Annotated in this window: 22 protein-coding genes; 9 read left to right on the forward strand and 13 right to left on the reverse strand. The window is 72.2% G+C overall.

Features of this window, described 5'->3' with window-relative positions; genetic code table 11:
• Window positions 1-21: 21 nt before the first annotated feature.
• Together AB0D93_RS26355 and AB0D93_RS26360 are read right to left on the reverse strand one after the other, a co-directional pair.
• Window positions 22-666 (reverse strand): NAD(P)H-binding protein, encoded by a 645-nt coding sequence (locus tag AB0D93_RS26355; RefSeq protein ID WP_362123929.1) that lies wholly within the window; start codon window positions 664-666, stop codon window positions 22-24.
• Window positions 557-1,570 carry an EamA family transporter gene (locus AB0D93_RS26360; RefSeq protein WP_362123764.1) on the reverse strand — a complete coding sequence of 338 codons (1,014 nt, stop codon included), beginning with the start codon at window positions 1,568-1,570 and terminating at the stop codon, window positions 557-559. The genes AB0D93_RS26355 and AB0D93_RS26360 overlap by 110 nt, the downstream gene beginning before the upstream one ends.
• 78 nt (window positions 1,571-1,648) lie before the next feature.
• On the opposite strand from AB0D93_RS26360, the gene AB0D93_RS26365 reads away from it, so the two are divergent.
• Window positions 1,649-2,548 carry a LysR family transcriptional regulator gene (locus tag AB0D93_RS26365; protein WP_362123767.1) on the forward strand — a complete coding sequence of 300 codons (900 nt, stop codon included), beginning with the start codon at window positions 1,649-1,651 and terminating at the stop codon, window positions 2,546-2,548.
• A gap of 43 nt (window positions 2,549-2,591) precedes the next feature.
• Here AB0D93_RS26365 and AB0D93_RS26370 read toward each other — a convergent pair whose 3' ends face one another.
• Window positions 2,592-3,428 (reverse strand): MBL fold metallo-hydrolase, encoded by an 837-nt coding sequence (locus tag AB0D93_RS26370; protein ID WP_362123770.1) that lies wholly within the window; start codon window positions 3,426-3,428, stop codon window positions 2,592-2,594.
• Window positions 3,429-3,517: 89 nt separating this feature from the next.
• Between AB0D93_RS26370 and AB0D93_RS26375 the strand changes: the two genes are divergently transcribed.
• Window positions 3,518-4,138, forward strand: a complete 621-nt coding sequence (locus AB0D93_RS26375) for an ABATE domain-containing protein (protein ID WP_362123774.1) — start codon at window positions 3,518-3,520, stop codon at window positions 4,136-4,138.
• 37 nt (window positions 4,139-4,175) lie between these two features.
• On the opposite strand, the gene AB0D93_RS26380 is transcribed toward AB0D93_RS26375, so the two are convergent.
• Window positions 4,176-5,021 (reverse strand): NAD(P)H-binding protein, encoded by an 846-nt coding sequence (locus AB0D93_RS26380; protein ID WP_362123777.1) that lies wholly within the window; start codon window positions 5,019-5,021, stop codon window positions 4,176-4,178.
• Window positions 5,022-5,107: 86 nt separating this feature from the next.
• Between AB0D93_RS26380 and AB0D93_RS26385 the strand changes: the two genes are divergently transcribed.
• Window positions 5,108-5,701: a TetR/AcrR family transcriptional regulator gene (locus tag AB0D93_RS26385; protein ID WP_362123780.1), complete on the forward strand. Its 594-nt coding sequence runs from the start codon at window positions 5,108-5,110 to the stop codon at window positions 5,699-5,701.
• Window positions 5,702-5,731: 30 nt separating this feature from the next.
• On the opposite strand, the gene AB0D93_RS26390 is transcribed toward AB0D93_RS26385, so the two are convergent.
• Complete coding sequence (locus AB0D93_RS26390) at window positions 5,732-6,562, reverse strand: M55 family metallopeptidase (RefSeq protein ID WP_362123783.1); 831 nt, start codon at window positions 6,560-6,562, stop codon at window positions 5,732-5,734.
• 89 nt (window positions 6,563-6,651) lie between these two features.
• Between AB0D93_RS26390 and AB0D93_RS26395 the strand changes: the two genes are divergently transcribed.
• Both AB0D93_RS26395 and AB0D93_RS26400 read left to right on the forward strand, forming a co-directional pair.
• Window positions 6,652-6,927, forward strand: coding sequence for a hypothetical protein (locus AB0D93_RS26395; RefSeq protein WP_362123786.1), 276 nt, complete (start codon window positions 6,652-6,654; stop codon window positions 6,925-6,927).
• Window positions 6,928-7,085: 158 nt separating this feature from the next.
• Window positions 7,086-8,915: a phosphatidylglycerol lysyltransferase domain-containing protein gene (locus tag AB0D93_RS26400; protein ID WP_362123789.1), complete on the forward strand. Its 1,830-nt coding sequence runs from the start codon at window positions 7,086-7,088 to the stop codon at window positions 8,913-8,915.
• Here the strand turns inward: AB0D93_RS26400 and AB0D93_RS26405 are convergent.
• From AB0D93_RS26405 to AB0D93_RS26430, 6 genes are all read right to left on the reverse strand, one after another.
• Complete coding sequence (locus AB0D93_RS26405; protein WP_362123791.1) at window positions 8,878-13,308, reverse strand: hypothetical protein; 4,431 nt, start codon at window positions 13,306-13,308, stop codon at window positions 8,878-8,880. The genes AB0D93_RS26400 and AB0D93_RS26405 overlap by 38 nt on opposite strands.
• A gap of 467 nt (window positions 13,309-13,775) precedes the next feature.
• The gene (locus AB0D93_RS26410; RefSeq protein WP_362123792.1) at window positions 13,776-15,185 is read right to left on the reverse strand and encodes a HAMP domain-containing sensor histidine kinase; all 1,410 of its coding nucleotides are present in this window, start codon (window positions 15,183-15,185) and stop codon (window positions 13,776-13,778) included.
• Complete coding sequence (locus tag AB0D93_RS26415) at window positions 15,186-15,920, reverse strand: response regulator transcription factor (RefSeq protein ID WP_362123794.1); 735 nt, start codon at window positions 15,918-15,920, stop codon at window positions 15,186-15,188.
• 117 nt (window positions 15,921-16,037) lie between these two features.
• Window positions 16,038-16,661, reverse strand: coding sequence for an FMN reductase (locus AB0D93_RS26420; protein ID WP_362123795.1), 624 nt, complete (start codon window positions 16,659-16,661; stop codon window positions 16,038-16,040).
• Window positions 16,658-17,746: an LLM class flavin-dependent oxidoreductase gene (locus AB0D93_RS26425; RefSeq protein WP_362123798.1), complete on the reverse strand. Its 1,089-nt coding sequence runs from the start codon at window positions 17,744-17,746 to the stop codon at window positions 16,658-16,660. The genes AB0D93_RS26420 and AB0D93_RS26425 overlap by 4 nt, the downstream gene beginning before the upstream one ends.
• A 76-nt stretch (window positions 17,747-17,822) precedes the next feature.
• Window positions 17,823-18,713, reverse strand: coding sequence for an NADP-dependent oxidoreductase (locus AB0D93_RS26430; RefSeq protein WP_362123801.1), 891 nt, complete (start codon window positions 18,711-18,713; stop codon window positions 17,823-17,825).
• Between the two features lie 137 nt (window positions 18,714-18,850).
• On the opposite strand from AB0D93_RS26430, the gene AB0D93_RS26435 reads away from it, so the two are divergent.
• Complete coding sequence (locus tag AB0D93_RS26435) at window positions 18,851-19,255, forward strand: helix-turn-helix domain-containing protein (RefSeq protein ID WP_362123804.1); 405 nt, start codon at window positions 18,851-18,853, stop codon at window positions 19,253-19,255.
• Window positions 19,256-19,267: 12 nt separating this feature from the next.
• Here the strand turns inward: AB0D93_RS26435 and AB0D93_RS26440 are convergent, their stop codons facing one another.
• Window positions 19,268-19,732: a hypothetical protein gene (locus tag AB0D93_RS26440; RefSeq protein ID WP_362123932.1), complete on the reverse strand. Its 465-nt coding sequence runs from the start codon at window positions 19,730-19,732 to the stop codon at window positions 19,268-19,270.
• A gap of 106 nt (window positions 19,733-19,838) precedes the next feature.
• On the opposite strand from AB0D93_RS26440, the gene AB0D93_RS26445 reads away from it, so the two are divergent.
• The 3 genes from AB0D93_RS26445 to AB0D93_RS26455 are packed head-to-tail and all read left to right on the forward strand — an operon-like array spanning window position 19,839 to window position 21,168.
• On the forward strand, window positions 19,839-20,177 hold the full coding sequence (locus tag AB0D93_RS26445; RefSeq protein WP_362123807.1) for a YnfA family protein: 339 nt from the start codon (window positions 19,839-19,841) through the stop codon (window positions 20,175-20,177).
• Between the two features lie 53 nt (window positions 20,178-20,230).
• On the forward strand, window positions 20,231-20,992 hold the full coding sequence (locus AB0D93_RS26450; protein WP_362123810.1) for an SDR family NAD(P)-dependent oxidoreductase: 762 nt from the start codon (window positions 20,231-20,233) through the stop codon (window positions 20,990-20,992).
• Window positions 20,992-21,168 carry a hypothetical protein gene (locus AB0D93_RS26455; RefSeq protein WP_362123813.1) on the forward strand — a complete coding sequence of 59 codons (177 nt, stop codon included), beginning with the start codon at window positions 20,992-20,994 and terminating at the stop codon, window positions 21,166-21,168. Before AB0D93_RS26450 ends, AB0D93_RS26455 begins: the two co-directional genes overlap by 1 nt.
• 7 nt (window positions 21,169-21,175) lie before the next feature.
• On the opposite strand, the gene AB0D93_RS26460 is transcribed toward AB0D93_RS26455, so the two are convergent.
• The gene (locus tag AB0D93_RS26460; protein WP_362123816.1) at window positions 21,176-22,369 is read right to left on the reverse strand and encodes an RtcB family protein; all 1,194 of its coding nucleotides are present in this window, start codon (window positions 22,367-22,369) and stop codon (window positions 21,176-21,178) included.
• Window positions 22,370-22,457 lie beyond the last annotated feature (88 nt).

The raw sequence follows: 22,457 nt of genomic DNA on the forward strand, positions 1-22,457 counted from the left end.
GGCGGCGCTGGCCGTCGTGGCCTAGCGGTGCTGGTGCGCGACCGTGATGTGACGGTCCGTCCCGGGGCGCTCCAGCTCGTCCAGGGCCGCGACCGCCAGGTCCTCGGTGCTGATCCACGACCGGCCGTCGGCGTCCGTCAGCAGGGTGTCCGTGCCGCGCCGGTAGCGGCCGGTGCGTTCGCCGGGCTCCAGCACGGCCGGTGGACTCAGGTAGACCCAGTCGGCACCGGTGTGGGCCCGGCAGGTCCGCAGCTGGGCGACCCCGGCGGCGGCCACGGACCGCCACTCGGCGGGCACGTACGCGGGGTTGTCGGCGACCGGCAGCTCCGGGTCTCCGGGGCTGCGCAGGGCGCCGGCGCCGCCGACCACAAGGACACGGCTGCCGAGCCGGGCCGCGGCGTCCAGCACCGTACCGGTCGCGGTGACCAGGAACTCCTCGTCGACCGGCAAGGTCCGCACGGTCAGGACGACGGCGTCCGCGGCGGCACCGGCGAGTGCCTGACCCACCGCCGGCGCGTCGGTCACGTCGACCGCGACCGGCGTCACGCCGGGAACCTCACTCGCCGGCTTCCGCGACAAGGCCAGCACCCGGTGTCCTCGCCCGCTCGCCTCGGTGACCACCCGGCCGCCGACCGTCCCGGTGGCCCCGAGCACGGCGATCGTCATGTGCTGTGTCATCGGACGTCTTCTCCTTGATTGCGGTGTTCTTCCGTGCGGCCGGCCCGAGTTGCGCGGCCACCAGCGCGGTCAGTGCCAGGGCGAAGCCCAGGGCCTGCGACAGGCTCAGCGACTCGCCCTGGGCGAGCCCGATGACCGTCGCGACCAGCGGGGACAACAGCACCAGCGGTGCGGACGCGGCGACCGGCAGCCTGCCGATCCCGCGGAACCACAGCGCGTACGCGATCAGTCCGCCCATGCTGCCGAGCCACAGATAGCCGCTGGCCGCGCCCGCGTCGATCCGCTGCGGCACCCCCTCGACAGCCAGGGTGAGGGGCAGCAACAGCAGCCCGCCGACGGTCAGTTGCCAGCCGGCCAGGGCGAGCGGGCCGACACCCGGGGGCCGGCCCCAGCGCTTGGTGAGGACGACCCCGCCGGCCATGGTGGTCGTATGGCCGAGGCCGGCGAGCACACCGACGGCGTCCAGCCGGGCCTGCGGCCCGAGCACGACCAGGCCGACTCCGAGTACGCCGAGCACGCCCCAGGTGAGCCGCCAGACCGTGGGCCGGTCGTGGAGCGCGGCGAGGCCGAGTCCGGCGACCAGCAGCGGCTGGGCGGCGCCCAGGGTGGCGACGACACCGCCGGGGAGCCGTTCGGCGGCCACGAACAGCAGGGGCATGGCGCCGATGTTGAGGACGCCGAGGACCGCGGTCTTCCACCACCACTCCCCGCGCGGCAGCACCCGGGTGATCACCAGCGCGAGCAGCCCGGCGGGCAGGGCCCGCATCAGGCCCGCGAACAGCGGATGCCCGGGCGGGAGCAGCCGCGTGGTCACCACATAGGTGGTGCCCCAGGACGCGGGGGCGAGCGCGGTCAGCAGGACGGTCGTCGTCTGCGCCTTGTTCCGATGCATGAGGGGAGTCTCGACCGCCCGTACTCATGATTACAAAGCATGGTTGTCATCACAGCCATGAAGGAGAACGATGGATGAGTGGACCTTCAGCAGCTGCGCTACGTCGTCGCCGTCGCCGACACCCTGAACTTCACCCGGGCCGCGGAGCGCTGTCAGGTGGTGCAGTCCGCGCTGAGCCACCGGATCGCCGCGTTGGAGCGGGAGGTGGGGGTGCGGCTGTTCGCCCGGTCGAGCCGCCGGGTCGAACTGACCGGCGCGGGCGCCGCGTTCCTCGTGGGCGCGCGGGAGTGCCTGGCCGCCGCCGACCGTGCGGTGGCCGACGCCGCGGCCGCGACCGGCGTGGTGCGCGGGCGGCTCGCGGTCGGCGTGATCGTGACGACGGCCGCCGTGGACGTACCGGAACTGCTGCAGCGGTACCGAGCCCGGCATCCCGACGTCCGTGTCGTCCTGCGGTCCGGGCGCAGCGACGAGCTGGCGGCGGCGATCCGCGCCGGGGAGCTGGACATCGCCTTCCTCGGCCTGCCCGAAGGTGAGCGCCCGGCCGGTCTGGAGACCCTCGTCCTCGATCACGACCGGCATGTGCTGGTGGTCCCGGCCGGGCACCGGCTGGTGGGCGCCTCCCGGGTCACGCTCGCGGAGATCGCCGGCGAGACGTTCGTGGACTTCGTGGCCGGGACGCCCGCCCGCGCCCAGTCCGACCGGGCGTTCGCCGCCGCGGGGCTGGCCCGCGACGTGGCGTACGAGGCGGGCGTCGTGGAGCTGATCGTGCGGCTGGTCGCGCGCGGGCTCGCCGTCGCGCTGCTGCCGCAGGCGTTCATCCGCCCGCTCGCCGAGGACGATCCCCGACTGGCCCTGGTCCCGGTGGCCGACGGCCCGCGCCGCCTGGAGTACCTGGCCTGGAGCCGCTTCAACCCCAGCCCGGCCACCCGCGCCATGCTCGACGTCCTCGGCGTCAGGCCGTCGTCGCCACGGTCCTAGGCCCTGTCGTCAAGCTCCGTCTCCACGGGCCGCCGCGCCCCGGTCAGTCCAGCTGCAGCCGGTCCGCCAGCCCCGCCGCCTCGAACGCCCGCACCACGTCCTCGCGGGTCTCGGTGAAGTGGGCCCAGCTGTCGCAGTGTGCCGGGACCACGCGGCGGGCGCCGAGCAGTCGGGCGGCGGTGGCCGTGCCCTTGCCGTCAAGGACCAGGAGGGCGTCGTCGAGGACGGGCATCCGGGGCGCGCCGGCGAAGAGGACCGCGGTGTCGACGGGGCCGTACCGGTCGGCGATCTCCTGGACGAGTTCCAGGGAGGCGTTGTCGCCGCTGACGTAGACGCCGGGCAGGTCGGCGGAGGTGAGCAGGAAGCCGGTGACCTCGCCGACGAGCGGCTCGGAGCCCTTGGGGCCGTGCAGGGCCGGGGCGGCGGTCACGGTGACCGTGCCGCCGTCGGGTCGGGGCAGGTCGACGGACTGCCAGGGGGTGAGCGGTTCGGTGGTGCCGCCGAGCCGGTCGGCCGCGGCCGGTGTGGTGAGGGTGCGCGGGGTCGCCGCGAGCAGGGCCCGTCCGGAGTGGTCGAGGTTGTCGGCGTGCTGGTCGTGCGAGAGCAGGACGACGTCCACCGGGCCGAGTTCGGCGGCGCTCGTGCGCGGCGGGGCGGTCTTGATCAGGGTGCGGCCGCTGGGCGAGGGGTAGTCGCCGGGGTCGTCGAAGGTGGGGTCGGTGAGGAGGCGGAGTCCGCCGTACTCGATGAGGACGGTGGGGCCGCCGAGCACACGGACGGGTATCTGCTCGCCGGAATCGCCAGAATCGCCGGGAGTGCCGGACGTCTCGGAGGTCTCCAAGGTCTCGGAGGTCTCGGAAGGGTCCAAACGGGCGGCCATGATGGCCCTCCTCACGGATAGCTGGAAGTTCATCCGTGAGAGACGCTACCCCTTCCTCACGGATGGCGGCAAGCCGTACCATGAGAACCGTGAGCCCTGTGACCCCTGCCCAGGCCGAGGAGAGCGCCGAGCCGGTCCTGGCGCCCGCCCCCGGCGCCGCGCAGCACCCCGCCCTCGACCTCGCCAACAGCTCGATCGTGCTGCCCGGCGGACAGCGTGCGGACCTGCTCGACACGCCCGCCGCCGCGCAGCGCTGGCTCGTGCAGCGGGGGCTCGCCCCGGCCGACGCCGGCCTGCGGGAGACGTGCGCGAGCCGGCTGCGGTCGCTGCGCGAGCAGGTCCGCGCTCTGCTCGCCTCCCGTGCCGAGGGCCACCCCGCGCCCGCCGAGGCCCTCGCCGCCGTCAACGAGGCACTCACCCTCGCCCCGGCCGCCTCCCTGCTGCACTGGTCGCCCGCTCGCGGCCTGCACCGCTCCCCCGCCCACCCGGCCACCCAGATCGTCGAGCACGCCCTGGCCGTCCTCGCCGCCGACGCCGCCGACCTGCTCACCGGCCCCGACGCCGACCGCCTCACGGCCTGCGGCTCCACCCCCTGCAACCGGTACCTGCTGCGCCACGGCCGCCGTCACTGGTGTTCCACCCGCTGCGGCGACCGTGCCCGTGCGGCCCGCGCCTACGCCCGCCGCACGGGGCGGGGCGAGGAGGACTGAGCCGCGGGGCCGGGCCGCGCGCCACCGACGCGGGCGCCTACCGGAACGCCGGCAGGTTGCGCGCGACCCAGTCGCCGAAGGAGCGGGCCGGGCGGTGCAGGACGGCCTCCACGTCGGGACTGGTCCGCACTTCGGCCGGGAGCGGGGAACCGAGGACGTCCAGCGTGCCGGTGACGACCTCCTCCGGCATGAACCGCGCCAGGTGGGCATGCGCGTCCTCACGCGACAGCTCCACGAAGGTCACCTCCTCGCCCAGGGCGTCGGAGATGGCCGCGGCCTGCTGACGCGGGCTGACCGGCTCGGGCCCGGTCAGCTCGTACGTGCGACCCGCGTGGCCCTCCTCACCCAGCACCGCCGCGGCGACCGCGGCGATGTCCGCCGGGTCGACGACCGGCAGCGCCACGTCTCCGAACGGGGCGAGGACCGTGCGCCTGGTGCGGACCGTCTCGGCCCAGGCGAAGGCGTTGGAGGCGAATCCGCCGGGGCGCAGGACGGTGAAGTCCCGCCCCGACGCCCGTACCGCCGCCTCGTACGCGCGCAGCCGGGCGTGCGAGGGCGCGTCGGGTCGGGTGGCGTTGGCCTGCGAGGAGACGAGGACGACCTGCTCGACGCCGGCGTCCGCGGCCACCTCCAGCAGGGCGTCCGGTTGCTCGCCCCGCAGGTTGAGCTCACCTCCCAGCAGGAGGAACAGGGCGCGGGCCCCGGCGAGGGCGGGCCGCATGCTCGCGGCATCCCCGACGTCGGCCCGGGCCCACCGGACGCCGGGCACGGAGGGTGCGGGCCGCGGCCGCCGCGACACGGCCACGACCTCCTCGCCCGCGCCGGCCAGCAGGTCCACCAGCGTCCGTCCGATGTTGCCGGTCGCGCCCGTCACTGTGATCATTCCGAACTCCTCCGAGTGAGTTAGCTGACTGACTAAGTACGGACACATACAACACGCTCTCGAGGGCGCTGTCTATAGTCAGTTGGGTGACCAACTCAGTGAATCGGCAGGTGCGGGCCTCGCAGAAACGGCAACGGCTCACGGCGGCGGCGGCGCGGGTCCTGCACGAGCAGGGTGTGGAACGCACCACCCTCGCCGACATCGCGCGCGAGGCCGACGTCCCGGTCGGGAACGTCTACTACTACTTCAAGACCAAGGACGAACTGGTCCGGGCAGCGCTCGACGAACACCGCGTCCACCTGGACGAACTCACCGGCCGGCTGGAGCGGTTGGCCGACCCGCGCGACCGCCTCAAGGCGCTGGTCGAGGCGTGGATCGACGGGCGTGACGTCGCCGCCCGCCACGGCTGTCCCACCGGCACCCTGGCCGTCGAACTCGACAAGCGTGCCGAGGGAACCCTGGACGCGGAGGCCGGCGCGGTGATCCGGCTGCTGCTGGACTGGGCGGCACGGCAGTTCCGCGAGCTGGGCCTGGCCGACCCGGACGACCTGGCCCTCACCCTCGTCTGCGCCTACCAGGGCATGTCACTGCTGGCCAACGCCCTGCGCGACCCGGACGTCATGACCCGCGAGGGAACCCGCCTGCTGCGCTGGCTCGACTCCCTCCACCCCGCCCCTTAGCTACTCGACTCCCTCCACCCCGCCCCTTAGCTAGCAGTACGGCCGCTGCTGCGTGAGCGAGGCGGCCACCCGCGTCCACACCCCGAACTGCCGGTAGAGAGCGGGAAGCCGTCCGGTCGACCGGATCGTGCGGCTGTCGTCGGCCGTCACTCCGGGGATGCCGAGGAGGGTGGCGGCGACGGAGGCGGACTGCCAGCGGACGGTGAGGGTGACGTCGGAGGCGGAGGCCGAGGGGCGTGGCGGGGGCGAGGTGAGGGCCGCCGCGACCGCTTCCTCGATCGCCTTCCACGCCTCCGCCTGCGGCCGCAGCTCGGCCGCGAACCGGTCATGGGCGTACTTCACGGGCACCGTGACGACCGACGCGTCCCACGCCGTCATCTCGGCGCAGGCCACGTCGTCACCCGTGAGGGCCACCACGGGCACTCCCAGGGCCGCCGCCGCGGCATGAGCGAGCCCGATCTCCCCGACCGGCCGGCCGTCCAGCCACATGTCCTCGATCTCGTGGCCCATGAAGCTGTGGCTGAGCACGCCCGGGGCGCCCGCCCGGGAGTGGTAGCCGACGCACAGTGCGGCGTCGTACTCCCCGGTCAGGCCCTCCAGCATGCCCATCTGCTTGGGCTTGCCGCGCACCAGCCGGGCGGCCGGGTGCAACGCCTCGGGCAGCAGATTGCGCATCGGCCCGTGCGCGTCGTTGACCAGGATGTCGCCGGCACCGGCCGCCAGCGCGCCCCGTACGGCCGCGTTCACGTCCTCGGCCATCATGGAGCGGCCGCGCTCGTAGTCCCGGCCGCCCGGCTGGACGTCCTCGGCGTCGACGAGCCCGGTGACGCCTTCCATGTCCACACTGATGTAGATACGCACGGCGTCGACCCTAACCGACCCTACGTATTGTAGGTTCCCAACCGCCAGCGGCCGCAGGGCTGTTCATTCGTCTGTTCACCGGGGGACCCATGCAGGACACGGACACGGAGGCCGGCGGGGAGGTCTGTGCGCGCAGTCTGGCGCCGACGCTGACCCTGCTGGTCGTCAGCCTCCTCGTCGCCGCCGTCGGCGTGTACGAGCTGTGCGGCTTCGGGCTGCACAGCCTGGACCGGCGTCCGCACCTGTTCAGCGACGGCCTCGCGACCGGCGGGGTGATCGTCGCCGTCGTCGCGGCCGGGGCGGCGGTGGGCAACCTGGCCTGGCATCTGGCGGCGGCCCGGCACGGCCGGGAAAGGGCCCGGTAAGGCCTGGTAAGAGGGGCGGCACGGGAAGGATCGGGTAAGAGCGGATGCCGGTACGCTCCTCTCCCGTAGTCCACCATCCGGACTACCCTACAAGCTGTAGGGTCAGCTTGCCCCGACCGGGGCTGCCCCGTCCCCCTCCTCCAAGGTGACCAGTCACCATGTCCGCTCAGCAGCAGAGCCTGACCTCCCCGCAGGTACCCGCCCAGCGCGGTTCCCGCCGCGTCCCCCAACTGCCCCTGCCCAGCCCCCGCCTGCGTGCCCGGGCGGCCTCGGCCACCGTGTGGTACCTGCGGCTGATCGCCGTCTTCAACATCATCGCGGTCATGTCGCTGCCGTTCCGCAAAGAAGTGCAGGAACACAACGACGGCAAGCTGTTCACCGCCCGCCACGTGCACGCGCACGTGCACCACGCCGGCCAGTTCTTCACCCCGTACCTGGCCACCGCGGGCCTGGTCTCGGCCGCGGCGGCGATCTTCCTGGCGCTGGTGATGCGACGCGGGAAGCGGGCCGCCTGGTTCGTCAACCTGCTGTGCGCGGGCCCCCTGTTCGTGCTCTACGCCCTCGCGCTCACCCAGCACCCGTTCCGCGACCACGCCTTCAACTGGGTCTCCACCGCCCTCACCGGCCTCTTCGTCGTCGCGCTGCTGATCGGCCGCCGTGAGTTCAACGCCACCGGCGACCCCTCCAACCCCAAGCTCGCGCTGGCCGTCGGCGCCGGCGGCGTCCTGGTGACCGGCGGTCTCGGCACACTGCTCGTGCATGCCACCAACAAGCTGCCCCACGCGCCCCTGGCCGAAGAGCTCGCCTACACCCTGCTGCGCGGCATCAGCGTCGGCCCGCTCGCCGACCAGGTCGACTCCGTACGCGCGCCCCGCTGGGCCGACATCATCATCAACCTCCTGCTGGCCGCCGTCTTCTGCCTCGTGCTGTACGCCTGCTTCCGCTCTCCCCGCGGACGCCGCCTGCTCACCCCGCAGGACGAGGAGAAACTGCGCGCCCTGCTCGCCAAGCACGGCGCCCGCGACTCCCTCGGCTACTTCGCGCTGCGTCGCGACAAGGCCGCCATCTTCTCCCCCACCGGCAAGGCGGCCGTCACCTACCGCGTCGTCGGCGCGGTCTCCCTCGCCTCCGGCGACCCCATCGGCGATCCCGAGGCCTGGCCCGGCGCCATCGACGCCTGGCTCACCGAGGCCCGCCGGCACGCCTGGACCCCCGCCGTCATGGGCGCCAGCGAGGAGGCCGGCACGATCTACGCCCGGCACGGCCTGGACGCCCTCGAACTCGGTGACGAAGCGATCGTCGACATCGCCGACTTCACCCTCGAGGGCCGCGCCATGCGCGTCGTCCGCCAGGCCCACAACCGGGTCAAGCGGGCCGGTTACACCGTCCGCATCCGCCGCCACGAGGACATCCCCGCCGACGAGATGGCCCTGCTGATCGACCGTGCCGACAACTGGCGCGACGGCGCCACCGAACGCGGCTTCTCCATGGCACTCGGCCGCCTCGGCGACGCCGACGACGGCCGCTGCGTGATGCTGGAGTGCCGCGACGCGAACGACGAACCGCGCGCCCTGCTCAGCTTCGTCCCCTGGGGCGAGCACGGACTCTCGCTGGACCTGATGCGCCGCGACCGCGACTGCGAGAACGGCCTGATGGAGTACATGGTCGTGGAACTCCTCCTGCACGCGAAGGAGCTGGGCATACAGCGGGTGTCGCTGAACTTCGCGATGTTCCGCTCGGTCTTCGAACGCGGCGCCCGCCTCGGCGCCGGCCCCGTCCTGCGCCTGTGGCGCTCCACCCTCACCTTCTTCTCCCGCTGGTGGCAGATCGAGTCCCTCTACCGCGCCAACGCCAAGTACCGCCCCGTGTGGGAGCCGCGCTTCCTGCTCTTCGCCAAGAGCAGCGACATCCCGAGGATCGGCCTGGCGAGCGCCCGGGCGGAGGGGTTCCTCACGTTGCCCGGGATGGGCGGGCGGTCGCAGTCGTAGACCGGGTGCCGCCCTCGGATCCGTCGTTCCCGGTCGCCATGACGAGGCCGGGGACGTGCGGGAGGGCGGCGCGGACGACTTCGGCGACGCGCGGGAGGTCCACGCCGAGGCGGGTCAGGCGGAGGAGGAGTTCTTCCAGCGGAAGGGGCACGCGGAGGACGATCTCCAGGAAGTCCACGAGCGGGTGTCTCAGCTCGAGCGGAAGCGCATTCCTTTCCGGTCCGAAACTGTCCCGGCACAGGCTCAGATCGGCTTCGCTGAGACCGGCGAGTTCGTGCGCCGGGACCTCCAGCCCCAACTCGGCGAGGCGCCCGATGGCCTCGTCGCGTTCGACCAGCAGCGCGGTCGGGACGGCTGCAAGGTGGAACAGCGGCACCGGTGTGCCCCAGTCGAGGTAGTCTCCGCGTGTCTTCAGCCTGATGAGATCGGTGTCGTACCTTCTCGCCTTCACCGGCGCCACGGAATGTGACGTGCGGACACCGTAACGGTGCAAGCAGTCCATGACGGCCTGCGGTGACACACGCGCGTCCACGGCGGCATCGACGACAGCGAACATGGGCACGGTGCAGGTGCTCAGGTCGTCCTCGCCTCTGGGCAGTGTCCTGTAGACGCACGTGAGGATCTCGAGGTCACCGGGCGCCAGGTCGTCCGGAAGCGCGCCGTACTGCGGCAGCAGGCCGTACGCGCGCAGGCGTACGGCCGCCTCCTTCGGCGAGAGCCCGCTGTCCGCCGCTCCTTGAACCAGGTCGTGCAGGAAAACCTTCTCTCCGGCCAGGGGCGTATCAAGGAAGTAGTCACGAGCTCCGAGAAGCGCCTCGTCCGTGGCCGCGACCTGGTCGGGCAGGACGTCGGTGGAAAATCCCAGCTCCCCCAGACGGCGTGCGATGTCGGAGAGAGCGGCGCCCGACCGCAGGGACGCGCGAACGAGAAATCCCGGAGGCATCGGCCGACTCGTGTCCAGGCTCCCCACCGAGTCGTCCCAGCCCCACTCGGCGCTCAGCCGCAGCAGTTCCCTCGCCGACGGCCCGTCCAGTGAGCCCACTTCAGGGCGCAGGCCGTACTCCTGCAGCCGCTCGACGATCTCGGGCAGCTCGCGGCCCAGCTCACACACACCCCGCAGCACGTGCCCGGCCCGGACCCGCTCGGACGCGCTGAGCCACGGCCTCGAACCGTGCAGGCGATGGCTGAGCAGACGCACCACCCAGTCCTCGGGTGTCTCCGGCCGCATGGTTTCGGGCACGCGGAAGCCCAGCGCCTTCATCCGGTCGGCCGCTTCGCCGATGCCGATGTTCAGTTCCAGGGCCGCCTTGACGAGGTGCCCGGGTGGCACTGGCTCCTTGAGCTTGAGTCCGGTGTATCGCTGCAGGCTCCCGTCGAATTGCAGGTCTTCTTCCAGCAGGACCGCCGTGGTGGCGTCGAGGGCGACCGGGGCACTCGGCCGCGGAGGAACGGGCAGGCCGAGCTGTTCCAAGCGGCTCAGCACCTCTTCGTACGACACGCCACTGGCCAAGGCCACCGAGAGCACCCGCCCCGGGGCGGCGTGCTCCCCCGTTCCCGCGGTCCCAGGCCGGCCGTTCGAGGGGTAGTCCCGGAAGTCCGCGGACCATGTCAGCACGTCCGACGGCCTCGCCGGCAGCACACCCCGGACGTGGGACAGCTCGGGCACGACGCCGGTCAGTGCCTCCAGTTCGGTGTTCGGCCGGTGTGCGAGAAGCCGCCACAGCAGGATGACGTCCTCCTGATCGCTGTCGAACGCCGTGGTGCCGGGCGACTTGGTGTCCCTGCCACGCCCGTGAACGAGAGTGACGTCCGGCGGAAAGTACCCGACCGTCGCCATCGGCGCCGGATACCCGTTCACGCGCAGGACGACCCCCTCCTCCCCCGCCGCCTCGGTCACGATGTCCGCGAGGCGGGGACTGGTCTCGGCCACGCCCGCCAGCCACTCCCTCGTCAGCAGGGCCGGATCGGCGGCGATCAGGGCGGGCAGCGCGTCCCGGATCAGCTCCTCGACCACCGTGTCCACGTCCGGATCCAGGATCTCCGCACGGTCCACGGACAAGTTCTTGGGGCGGCTCCTCCCGGTCAGGTTCACCACGACGCCGCGCAGTCCGCTGCCCTTCGCCGGCCCGGCCAGCACTCCGCGCCGTACCCGGGGCTCGATGAAGATGCCGTCGGCGAGGATGCCGCCGCCGTGCTCACACCACACCACCTGGCCGTCAAGTCGCCGGACGTCATCCTCGGGCGGCCAGGAGACCCTGCGCCCGTAGGCCACGACACCGTCCGCCCGTTCTGCGGTGGTCTGCCTGGGCTTGAGCAGGCCGGGATCCCACATGGCCTCCCGCGCCCCGTGGAAGGCCCTGGTCTCGAACTCCGCGATCCCCAGCAGCCGACGCAACTCACGGACGCAGGAAGGCGCGTTGTCCTCATCCCGCAGATAGAGGCGGACCGTGGTGCCGACCCGGCCCCGCCGCTCCCCGGTACGCGACACCCGGAAGTAGTGCCCCGGCCCGGTGATCAGCACGGTCAGCTCCTCCGGCTGGGCGCTCCCCGTGGCCAGGGAACGGGTCGTGACCCGGATCTCGTCGGCGAGCATGAAGTAGCTGAGCACGCCGATGCCGAACCTGCTGTTCGGCCGGACCTTGATCCCTTCCGCGTCCGCCAGCCATGGCAGCTCCCGGTGACGGGCGTGGTCGCTGAACCGGACCCCGGCCCGGGAGAACACCTCGGACAACAGGGCCTCGTCCATGCCGATGCCGTTGTCGCGGCATTCCAGGAAGTACCGCTGCTCCTCCTTGTCGAACCCCTGCCGAAACGTGATCTCGCCCTGGAACGTGTCCCGCCCGTTCTGGTGGTACTCGTACGCACGCCGGTACCGGCACGCGTCCAGCGCGTTCTGGTACAGCTCCCGGATGGCGAGGCTGCGGTCGCGGTACAGGTTCTCGCCCATGAGGAGTTCCTGGATCCGCTCCTCGTCGAGCCGGAACCGGATCACCTCGCCGGCCTGCCGGGGCTCGTCCCGCTCGTCCACCTCGCGGACCCCGTCGGCGTGCGCGTACACCGGCAGGCAGCCGATCTCCGCCTCCGGCCGGGTGCGGCGCGCCTCGCGCAGCAACGCGTCCACGTACTGGGCGTGTTCGGTCAGCGCGGCCACGACGGCGGGGTGGTCGCACTTGGCGTCGAGGGCCAGGGCGTCGCCGAGCGGGTTCCACTGGACCTCCTCCAGTCGGCTGAGCAACTGCCCCGGATCGACGGGGTTGGGAATCGCCACGTGCTTGACGACGGTCGACGGCAGGTCCGTCACCTCGATCGCCATGGCGTGGGCGATGGCGAACAGGGGACCCACGAGGCGTTCGCGCACCGTCTGCGCGTCACATCCGTCGAAGTCCACCGAGAACGGTTCCTCCGACGGCCCGTCCGGTTTCCCACCGAAGAGCTCGCGCGGCCCGAGATGCGCGCAGGACAGCAGCCGGCCGAGCAGGGCGGGGTCCAGTACGGCCCCCATGTCGTCCGCGACGACACCCATGGCGTCCAGCACGTCGTCCAGCCGACCCGGCTGCGCCTTCACCCACTGGTGGAACAGCCACCAGCCGATCTCCGGGCGCCCGTCGCTGCGGTCCGGCAGCCTCTGCGCCCGCATCGCCTGGCGGATGAGCCGTTTGTGGTCGAGCAGCACACGGTTGTAGCCCTGCCGGTCCTTGCCGCCCGGCGTCCGGTCGTCCAGGTGCTCCGGTGTCACGTGGTGGAGCACGGTGAGCGTCCACGCGCTGTGCACGTCGTGCAGGAACGGCAGGAGCACGAGCAGAGCGGCCTCGGCGGGTGCCAGGGTCCGCTTGTCCAGGCGGGACTTGATGTCCGTCAGCCGCAGGTTGGTCCAGCGGGCCGTACGGCGGGCGAGACCGGGGTCGTACCACGGGTCCTGGAGGAGCACCTCCCGTTCCGCCTCGTGCAGTTCCGCGAGGCGGCTCACCGCCTCCAGGGTGAGTTCCCTGAGCTGTTCGACCTGGTCCGCGGCGGCGGGGGCGATGAGGTTCCAGGCCTGCGATCCCTCCGCCGCCCTCAGCCACTCCCGCCGGACACCGCCGGCGCCGGCGGCCGGCGGCGCCGCCGGGCGCCGGGCCTGGAGGCGACGACGTGCCTCGTCCCGGAGGCGGTCCCAGGCGTAGGACGGAGGGGACGACAGCGGCTCGCGGCTCCGCTCGCGCGCCAGGGACTCCAGGGTCTGCACGAACACCCGCACTCTGTCGCCCCGCCGCGGCACCACCCGGCAGGCGAGCCAGTCGTCGATCCTCCGTGCCGGAACCCCCACCCTGTCGCTCAGCGACTCGGCCGAGGGTTCCCCCGCCGCCTCCCACAGCCCCTGCAGATGCTCCTCGTACCGCGGTGCCCCCGCCATCGCGCCCGTGCCCTCCCCGTCCCGTTCACTTCACCCCGGCCGTCCACCTCACCGTAACCACCAACGCCCGGGCCCCACACACCACTTCGCGCACGGACACACTCTCGCGCGGAGTGTGCCCACCCGAACGTCTCGCGGCCCGTACTGCAGGGTGGGGTATCCCGGCCGTCGTGTACAGCCGCGGATCACCGCCGTACGGCGCTCCGCGCCGGCGCGGCCGGGTCCAGCCGTTCACGTCGGCGCACGCGTCCGCCAGGCCGTTCTTCAGGGGATGCCCGTGCGCCGGCCGAGACCCGGTCACGCCCGGCACGGAGACCAGCTCCGGCAGCATCCGCTGACGGCGGTCGGCCGCGGGCGCCGGTCAGCGCGGGGAGGGCAGAGCGAGGACGGGCACCGTCAGGAGCGGCCTGGGCGCGAGCCGCCGGAACGCTCCCGCACCCGTGCCCGGCGGGGCACCGCTGCGGCGCTCAGCCGCCCACCGTGAACCCGATCACCGCCCCACCGCCCTCACGCCGGAAGGCGAACGGTGCTCCGCCGTGGGCCATGGCGACCTCGCGGACGATGGACAGGCCGAGGCCCGAGCCCGGCAGGGACCGCGCGTCCGCCGCCCGGTAGAAGCGGTCGAAGATGCGGATGAGGTCGCCCTCGGCGATGCCCGGCCCGCGGTCCAGGATCTCCACCCGCACGGTCCCCGTCCGCGCCGGCCCGGTGATGTTGACCTCGATCGGCGCCTTCCCGGCCCGGTCGAACTTGGCGGCGTTCTCCACCAGGTTGGACATGGCGCGCTGCAGCATCCCGGGCCGCCCGTCGGTCGTGGTGTCGCCGCTCGTGCGCAGCACGATCTCGCGTCCGGTACGGCGTTTGGCCAGCCCCACGACCTCCTCGGCGATGTCGGCGAGGTCCACCCGCTGCGGCGGCTCGGTGTCGGACTGCCCCGCGGCGAGGTCCACCAGCTCGTTGACCAGGTCGGTCAGTTCCCGCGCCTCCTGGCCGAGGTCGGCGACCAGTTCGTCCCGGGTGGCGGGGGGCAGCTCGTCGATCCGGCGCAGCAGGGAGATGTTCGTGCGCAGGGACGTCAGCGGGGTGCGCAGTTCGTGTCCGGCGTCCTGGACCAGGCGCCGCTGGTCCTCCTCGGACTGGGCGAGCCGGCCGAGCATCCGGTCGAAGGCGCGGCCGAGGCGTCCCACCTCGTCCAGCCCGGCCACCGGCACCTCGATGCCCAGCCGCCGGGTGCGGGCCACGTCCTCGGCGGCGGAGGTGAGGACGACCAGGCGCCGGGTGATCCGCCGGGCCAGCCACCAGCCGAACAGGCCGGCCGCCACCACGACCGCCGCCATCAGGATCAGCGTGCGCTGCTGCAGCGTCCGCAGCAGGTCCTCGGTGTCGCTGAACTCCTGCGCGACCTGGACCGCGCCCCGCCCGTCGCCGAGCGAGACGGTGGCGATGCGGAACAGGTCCCCGTCCACCGGTACGTCCTTGTGCTCGACGACCTTCCCGGCCGTCGTCGCGAGCGCCATGGCCTTGTCCCGGGACGTGACGGGCAGGACCGGGTTGCCGTGGTCCACGATCTGGCCCTGCGCGCCCAGCACCTGCACATCGGTGCGGGCGGGCCGGACCAGGTCGTGCCCGGGCCGGGAGGAGGAGAAGTCCTCCGGGACCATCTCGTGCTGCCGCACCTCGTCCTGGACGTCCTGCACGACCTGTGTGAACACCGACTGCTGGTCGACGCGGACCAGCCGCGCGGCGCTGCCGTACGACAGGATGCCGACCAGGATGGTGACGGCGGCGGTGACGGCCGCGAAGGAGACGGCGAAGGTGGTGCGCAGGGAGACCAGCTTGGGCCGGCCGGGAGCCAGCAGCCGCCGCAGGCGGCCCACCTAGTCCTCCCGGAGCACGTAACCCACGCCCCGCACGGTGTGGATCAGCTGCGGGGCACCGGGTTCGTCCAGCTTGCGGCGGAGGTAGCCGACGTACACCGCGAGGTTCTTGGAGCCCGGGCCGAAGTCGTATCCCCAGATCCGGTCGTAGATCGTGGAGTGGTCGAGGACGATGCCCGCGTTGCGGACCAGCAGCTCCAGCAGCTCGAACTCGGTGCGGGTCAGCTCCAGCTCCCGCTTGCCGCGCCAGGCCCGGCGGGCCTGGAGGTCCATGCGGATGCCGGCGGCCTCCACCTGGCGGTCGGAGATCTGGGCCTCCCGCCCGCCGTTCTCGCCGATGCCCCCGCCGATGCCGGCGGCAGGCACCGGGCTGGTACGGCGGAGCAGGGCGCGCAGCCGGGCGAAGACCTCCTCGACGTCGAAGGGCTTGACCACGTAGTCGTCGGCGCCGGCGTCCAGGCCGGCGATGCGGTCGGCGGTCTCCACCAGGGCGGTGAGCATGAGGATCGGGGTGCGGTCGCCCTCGGCGCGCAGTACCCGGCAGACCTGCAGCCCGTCGATCCCCGGCATCATCACGTCGAGCAGGAGGACGTCCGGCGGCGTCTTGTGGGCCTGAGCCAGCGCCTCGACGCCGTCGGCGACCGCCGTCACCTCGTACCCTTCCAGGGTCAGGGCACGCTCCAGGGCATGACGGATGGCACGGTCGTCTTCAGCGAGCAGCACAGTCTGGGGCACGCACCCAGTTTGCCAAGGCCTGAGGCGGTTCGGTCGGGGCGAGCGGACCTACGATCACCCTTTTTACCCGCCTCTCACCGTCACACGGGCAACCCGGACAGCCGCCCTACCGTCTTCTCACCTTGCCTGAGCGCCGAGCCGGGCGAGCTGCTCCTCGAACGGTACGACCAGTGGTCCGGCCTGCGGTCCGGGCGTGGCCGCCCGCAGCCCCGTCATCAGTCCGGCCAGCTCGCCCGCCGCCCGCTCGATCCGCCCGGGCAGCCCCTCCTCGCCCCAGTCCTCCGACGCGGCGTACACCCCGGTCGGCACGACCACGGCCCGCAGATAGGAGAACAGCGGGCGCAGTGCGTGCTCCAGCACCAGCGAGTGCCGGGCCGTACCGCCGGTGGCGGCGATCAGCACGGGCTTGCCCACCAGCGCTTCCTTGTCCAGCACGTCGAAGAACGACTTGAACAACCCGCTGTACGACGCGCTGAACACCGGCGTGACCACGATCAGCCCGTCGGCTCCCGCCACCGCGTCCTGCGCGGCGGCGAGCGCCTTCCCGGCGAACCCGTTGGTGAAGTTGTGCGCGATCTCGACGGCGAGGTCGCGCAGCTCGACCACCTCCACGTCCACCTCCGCCTGCCGCACCACGGCGGTGGCGAGCCGGTCGGCCAGCAGCCGGGTGGACGAGGGGACGCTCAGTCCCGCGGACACGACGACGAGCTTCGTACGACGGCTTCCTCCTTCGTGCTTCACGCGGCGTTCTCCTTCTGTGCGGCGGCGAGCAGGGACCGGTGGGTCGGCGCCTCGGGCACGTGCACGGGACGGCCGTTCGCGAACTCCTTGCGGAGCACGGGCACGACCTCCTCGCCGAGCAGGTCGATCTGCTCCAGGACGGTCTTCAGCGGCAGCCCGGCGTGGTCCACCAGGAACAGCTGGCGCTGGTAGTCACCGGCGTAGTCGCGGAAGGCCAGGGTCTTCTCGATGACCTGTTCCGGGGAGCCGACGGTCAGCGGGGTCTGGTCGGTGAAGTCCTCCAGGGAGGGCCCGTGGCCGTAGACCGGGGCGTTGTCGAAGTACGGGCGGAACTCGCGCACCGCGTCCTGCGAGTTGCGCCGCATGAACACCTGGCCGCCGAGGCCGACGATCGCCTGCTCGGGCGTGCCGTGCCCGTAGTGGGCGAACCGGGTCCGGTACAGCTCCACCATCCGCTTGGTGTGGTCGGCGGGCCAGAAGATGTTGTTGTGGAAGAAGCCGTCGCCGTAGTACGCGGCCTGCTCGGCGATCTCCGGGGAGCGGATGGAGCCGTGCCAGACGAAGGGCGGTACGCCGTCCAGCGGGCGCGGGGTGGAGGTGAAGCCCTGCAGCGGGGTGCGGAACGTCCCCTCCCAGTCCACGACGTCCTCGCGCCACAGCCGGCGCAGCAGGGCGTAGTTCTCGATGGCGAGGTTGATGCCCTGCCGGATGTCCTGCCCGAACCAGGGGTAGACCGGCCCGGTGTTGCCACGGCCCATCATCAGGTCGACGCGCCCGTCGGCCAGGTGCTGGAGCATCGCGAAGTCCTCCGCGATCTTCACCGGGTCGTTGGTGGTGATCAGGGTGGTGGACGTGGAGAGGATCAGGTTCTCCGTGCGGGCCGCCACATAGCCGAGCATCGTGGTCGGGGACGAGGGCACGAACGGCGGGTTGTGGTGCTCGCCGGTGGCGAAGACGTCCAGACCGACCTCTTCGGCCTTCAGCGCGATGGCGACCATGGCCTTGATCCGCTCCGCCTCGGTCGGTGTACGCCCCGTGGTGGGGTCCGGCGTGACGTCGCCGACCGTGAAGATCCCGAACTGCATGGTCACTCACTCCCAAGTTGTTGACGGTTCAACTATACCCGTCGAACCGACCCCCGGGCCGAGTTATTCCGGACCCTCAGGGCACCAGCACCAGCCGGCCCCGCGTCCCACCCCCGGCGAGCCGCGCATGCGCCTTGGCCGCCTCCTCCAGCGGGAACGCCTCCGCCACCCGCAGCGTCAGCACCCCCTCGTCCACCAGCCGGACCAGCTCCGCGAGCTGCGCCCCGTCGGCCCGCACCCACACGTTCCCGGTGCGAACCCCCCGCTCCACCTCGGGCAGCGCCCCGTCACGCACCGCGACGAACGCGCCCCCGTCCCGCACCCACCCCAGCGCGGGCGCCCCCAGCACGGCGGCGTCCAGCACGCCGTCCACGCTCCCCGGCCCGGCCCCGTCGGCCGTGAAGTGCGCGGCCCCCAGGGAGCGCACCAGCTCCTCGTCGGCCGCCCGGGCGTGCCCGGTCACCTCGATCCCCCGGTGCGCGGCCAGCTGCACCGCGAACCCGCCGACGGCACCCGCCGCACCGGTCACCAGCAGCCTGTCGCCCGGCGCGAGACCCAGCAGGTCCAGGGCCTGCAGCGCGGTCAGCCCGTTCAGCGGCAGGGTGCCCGCGTGCACCGCGTCCACCGAGGCGGGCGCCGTCGCCACCGCACCCGCGTCCACGACGACGTACTCGGCGTGCGCACCCAGCGGATCCGCCACGCCCGGCACCAGCGCCACCACCGGATCCCCGGTCTCCCAGGCCGCGGGCGCACCCACCGCGTCCACCGTGCCGGCCACGTCCCAGCCGAGCCCCAGGGTCTTGCCGGCCCCGCCGAAGACGCCGGCGCGCACGGCCGCGTCCACCGGGTTCAGCGCACCCGCGGCCACCCTGATCCGGACCTGCCGCGCTCCCGGCACGGGCACCGGCACGTCCGCGATCTCCACGCTCTCCGGCCCGCCGAACGTCCTCACCACAGCAGCACGCATGACAACTCTCCCCCGTCACAAGGCGGTTGATGATTTCCGCGGCGCCTTTTCCGGCCGCGACACCAACCGTAGGAGAGCTACTATCGATCGGTAAGTAGTTACCTCAGAGTGCGTAGCCGACCCGAAGGAGAGGGCCCATGGCGACCACGACCGCCGCCCAGCGACGCGCACAGGCCCGCGCCGACTACGACGCCTTCCTGCGCGAATGCCCCACCAACCAGCTCCTCGGCCGGCTCAGCGACAAATGGGTCAGCCTCGTCGTCGCCGCCCTGGCCGCCGGCCCCATGCGCTACAGCGACCTCGCCCGCAGGATCGCCGGCGTCAGCCCCAAGATGCTCACCCAGACGCTGCGCACCCTCGAACGGGACGGCATCGTCAGCCGCACCGTCACCCCCTCCGTACCGGTCCGCGTCGACTACGCCCTCACCCCGCTCGGCGCCGGCCTCGCCGGCCTGCTGACCGCCGTGAAGGCATGGGCGGAGGCCCACTTCGAGGAGGTACGCGAGGCCCGCGAGCGCTACGACGCACAGAACCCGGGCTGACCGGTCCGCACCTCAGAACGCGTACGCGTCCCCGGTGTCCAGGACCAGCACGTTCAGCCGGTCGTTCGTGTGGTCCCGGTCGGTCGTGCCACTGCCCCACACCGGCTCGATCTCCAGCGTGACCTGCGACGCCCTGTCCTTCATCTGCACCGGCACGTCCAGCCGCTCCCCCACCGCGTTCGCCGTCAGCGCGCCCGTCCCGCACACCACGGTCCGCTCGCCCTCCCGGGCACACCGCGCCGGCAGCCGCTGCTCCTCGGCCAGCGCGGCCGACCAGCGCAGCCGCACGGTCGCGTCCGCCACGGCGGCCGGACCGTTGTTGCGGGGGGTCAGCCGCACCTCCACCATGTCGCCGTTCATCACCGCGGTCCCGTGAAAGGCCAGGTCGGCCTCGGGCCCGGGAGCCGGGGCGGCCACGGCGGCCCCCGGCATCACCATCACACCGGACAAGGCTCCGGTCGCCGCCCACGTCCACATCCGCACGCCGCTCACACCTCCACGCTCGCGATCCGACTGGCGTAGGGATGTATGCCACGCGGACCACGGCGAAAGGCGCCCTCCAACAGGTGACAGTCTTGCGTCCATGTCGGTTCTCCGCTCCGCCGCCCTGTTCGTCGTCGCCGCCGTCTTCGAGATCGGCGGCGCCTGGCTGGTCTGGCAGGGCGTGCGCGAACACCGGGGCTGGCTGTGGGCGACCGGCGGAGTGCTGGCCCTCGGCGCGTACGGCTTCGTCGCCACCTTCCAGCCGGACGCCCACTTCGGGCGCATCCTGGCCGCGTACGGCGGAATCTTCGTGGCGGGCTCACTGCTGTGGGGCGCGGTCGCCGACGGCTACCGCCCCGACCGCTACGACATCGTGGGCGCCCTGATCTGCCTCGCGGGAATGGCCGTGATCATGTGGGCGCCGAGGAACGGCGGCTGAGCCTCACTTAGGCTGGACGCGGACCATCGCCACCAGCCCTCGAGGAGTTCTCCATGGCCTCCGCCTCCCGCATCGCCGTCGTCACCGGTGCGAGCAGCGGCATCGGCGCCGCCACGGCCCGGCAGCTCGCGGAGGCCGGCCACCGCGTCGTCCTCACCGCCCGCCGCAAGGACCGCATCGAGGCACTCGCGGAGGAGCTGACCAGGGCGGGTCACTCGGCGGTCGCCTACCAGCTGGACGTGACCGACCGCGCCGCCGTCGACGAGTTCGCGACGGCCTTCCAGACCATCGGCGTCCTGGTCAACAACGCGGGCGGCGCCCTCGGCGCGGACCCGGTGGCCACCGGCGACCCGGCGGACTGGCGCACGATGTACGAGACGAACGTCATCGGCACCCTCAACCTCACCCAGGCCCTGCTGCCCAAGCTGGTCGCGAGCGGCGACGGCGTGGTCGTCGTGGTCTCCTCCACGGCCGGCCACGGCACCTACGAGGGCGGCGCGGGCTATGTGGCCGCCAAGCACGGCGCGCACGTCCTCGCCGAAACCCTCCGCCTGGAGATCGTCGGCCAGCCGGTGCGCGTCATCGAGATCGCGCCCGGCATGGTCAAGACCGACGAGTTCGCCCTCACCCGCTTCGCCGGCGACGAGGCGAAGGCCGCCAAGGTCTACGAGGGCGTGGCCGAGCCCCTCACGGCGGACGACGTCGCGGAGACGATCACCTGGGCGGTGACCCGCCCCAGCCACGTCAACGTCGACCTGCTGGTCCTCCGCCCCCGCGCCCAGGCGTCCAACACCAAGGTCCACCGGGAGCGGTGATGACGGAACCCATCGAGACCCCAGGCCCCGCCGACCCCCTGGAAGACCTGGAGCGGCGCCGCCTGGCCCAGGAGACCAGGGACGAACGCAAGGTCTGGTACTTCCTGGGCTACTTCCTCTTCGGCATCCACATCGTGGCGTTCGTGATGATCTACGCCGTACGCCACGCTCACTGACGGTGCGTCAGCCCTTCACGCACACGACCTGCTTCAGCTTGGCCACGACCTGCACCAGGTCCCGCTGCTGGTCGATGACCTGGTCGATGGACTTGTAGGCGCCCGGGATCTCGTCCACGACGCCGGAGTCCTTGCGGCACTCCACGCCCCGGGTCTGCTCCTCCAGGTCCTTCGTGGAGAAGCGCTTCTTGGCCGCGTTACGGCTCATTCGCCGACCCGCGCCGTGCGAGGCCGAGTTGAAGGCCTTCTCGTTGCCGAGACCCTTCACGATGTACGAGCCCGTGCCCATGGAACCCGGGATGATGCCGTACTCGCCGGAGCCGGCCCGGATCGCCCCCTTGCGGGTCACGAGCAGGTCCATGCCGTCGTACCGCTCCTCCGCCACGTAGTTGTGGTGGCAGGAGATCTCCGGCTCGAAGGTCGGCTTGGCCTTCTTGAACTCCTTGCGGATCACGTCCTTCAGCAGCGCCATCATCAGCGAGCGGTTGTGCTTGGCGTACTCCTGCGCCCAGAACAGGTCGTTGCGGTAGGCCGCCATCTGCGGGGTGTCCGACACGAAGACCGCCAGGTCCCGGTCGACCAGGCCCTGGTTGTGCGGGAGCTTCTGGGCCACGCCGATGTGATGCTCGGCGAGTTCCTTCCCGATGTTCCGGGAGCCCGAGTGGAGCATGAGCCACACGGAGTCGGACGTATCAACGCAGATCTCGACGAAGTGATTTCCGCTTCCGAGCGTCCCCATCTGCTTCGAGGCCCGGTCCTGACGGAACTTGACCGCGTCCGCCACCCCGTCGAACCGCCCCCAGAAGTCGTCCCAGCCGGCGGTCGCCAGCCCGTGGAAGTCCCCCGGCTCCACGGGATCCTCGTGCATCCCCCGCCCCACCGGAATCGCCTGCTCGACCTTCGACCGCAGCCGCGACAGGTCGCCCGGCAGGTCGTTCGCCGTCAGCGACGTCCGCACCGCCGACATCCCGCACCCGATGTCCACCCCGACCGCCGCCGGGCACACCGCGCCCTGCATGGCGATGACGGAGCCGACCGTCGCGCCCTTGCCGTAGTGCACGTCCGGCATCACGGCGAGGCCCTTGATCCAGGGCAGGGTCGCCACGTTCTGGAGCTGGCGAAGAGCCACGTCCTCGACCGTCGCGGGGTCGGTCCACATCCGGATCGGGACCTTCGCGCCCGGCATCTCCACGTACGACATACGTTCCTCATTCCCCCCGAAAACGACAACAAAGGCTTACATAAGGCTTATAAGCAGCAAAGCGAAAATGCAGCGCGGAAGCCACTGA

The sequence above is a fragment of the Streptomyces sp. NPDC048191 genome, from assembly GCF_040652655.1.
Lineage (GTDB): Bacteria > Actinomycetota > Actinomycetes > Streptomycetales > Streptomycetaceae > Streptomyces.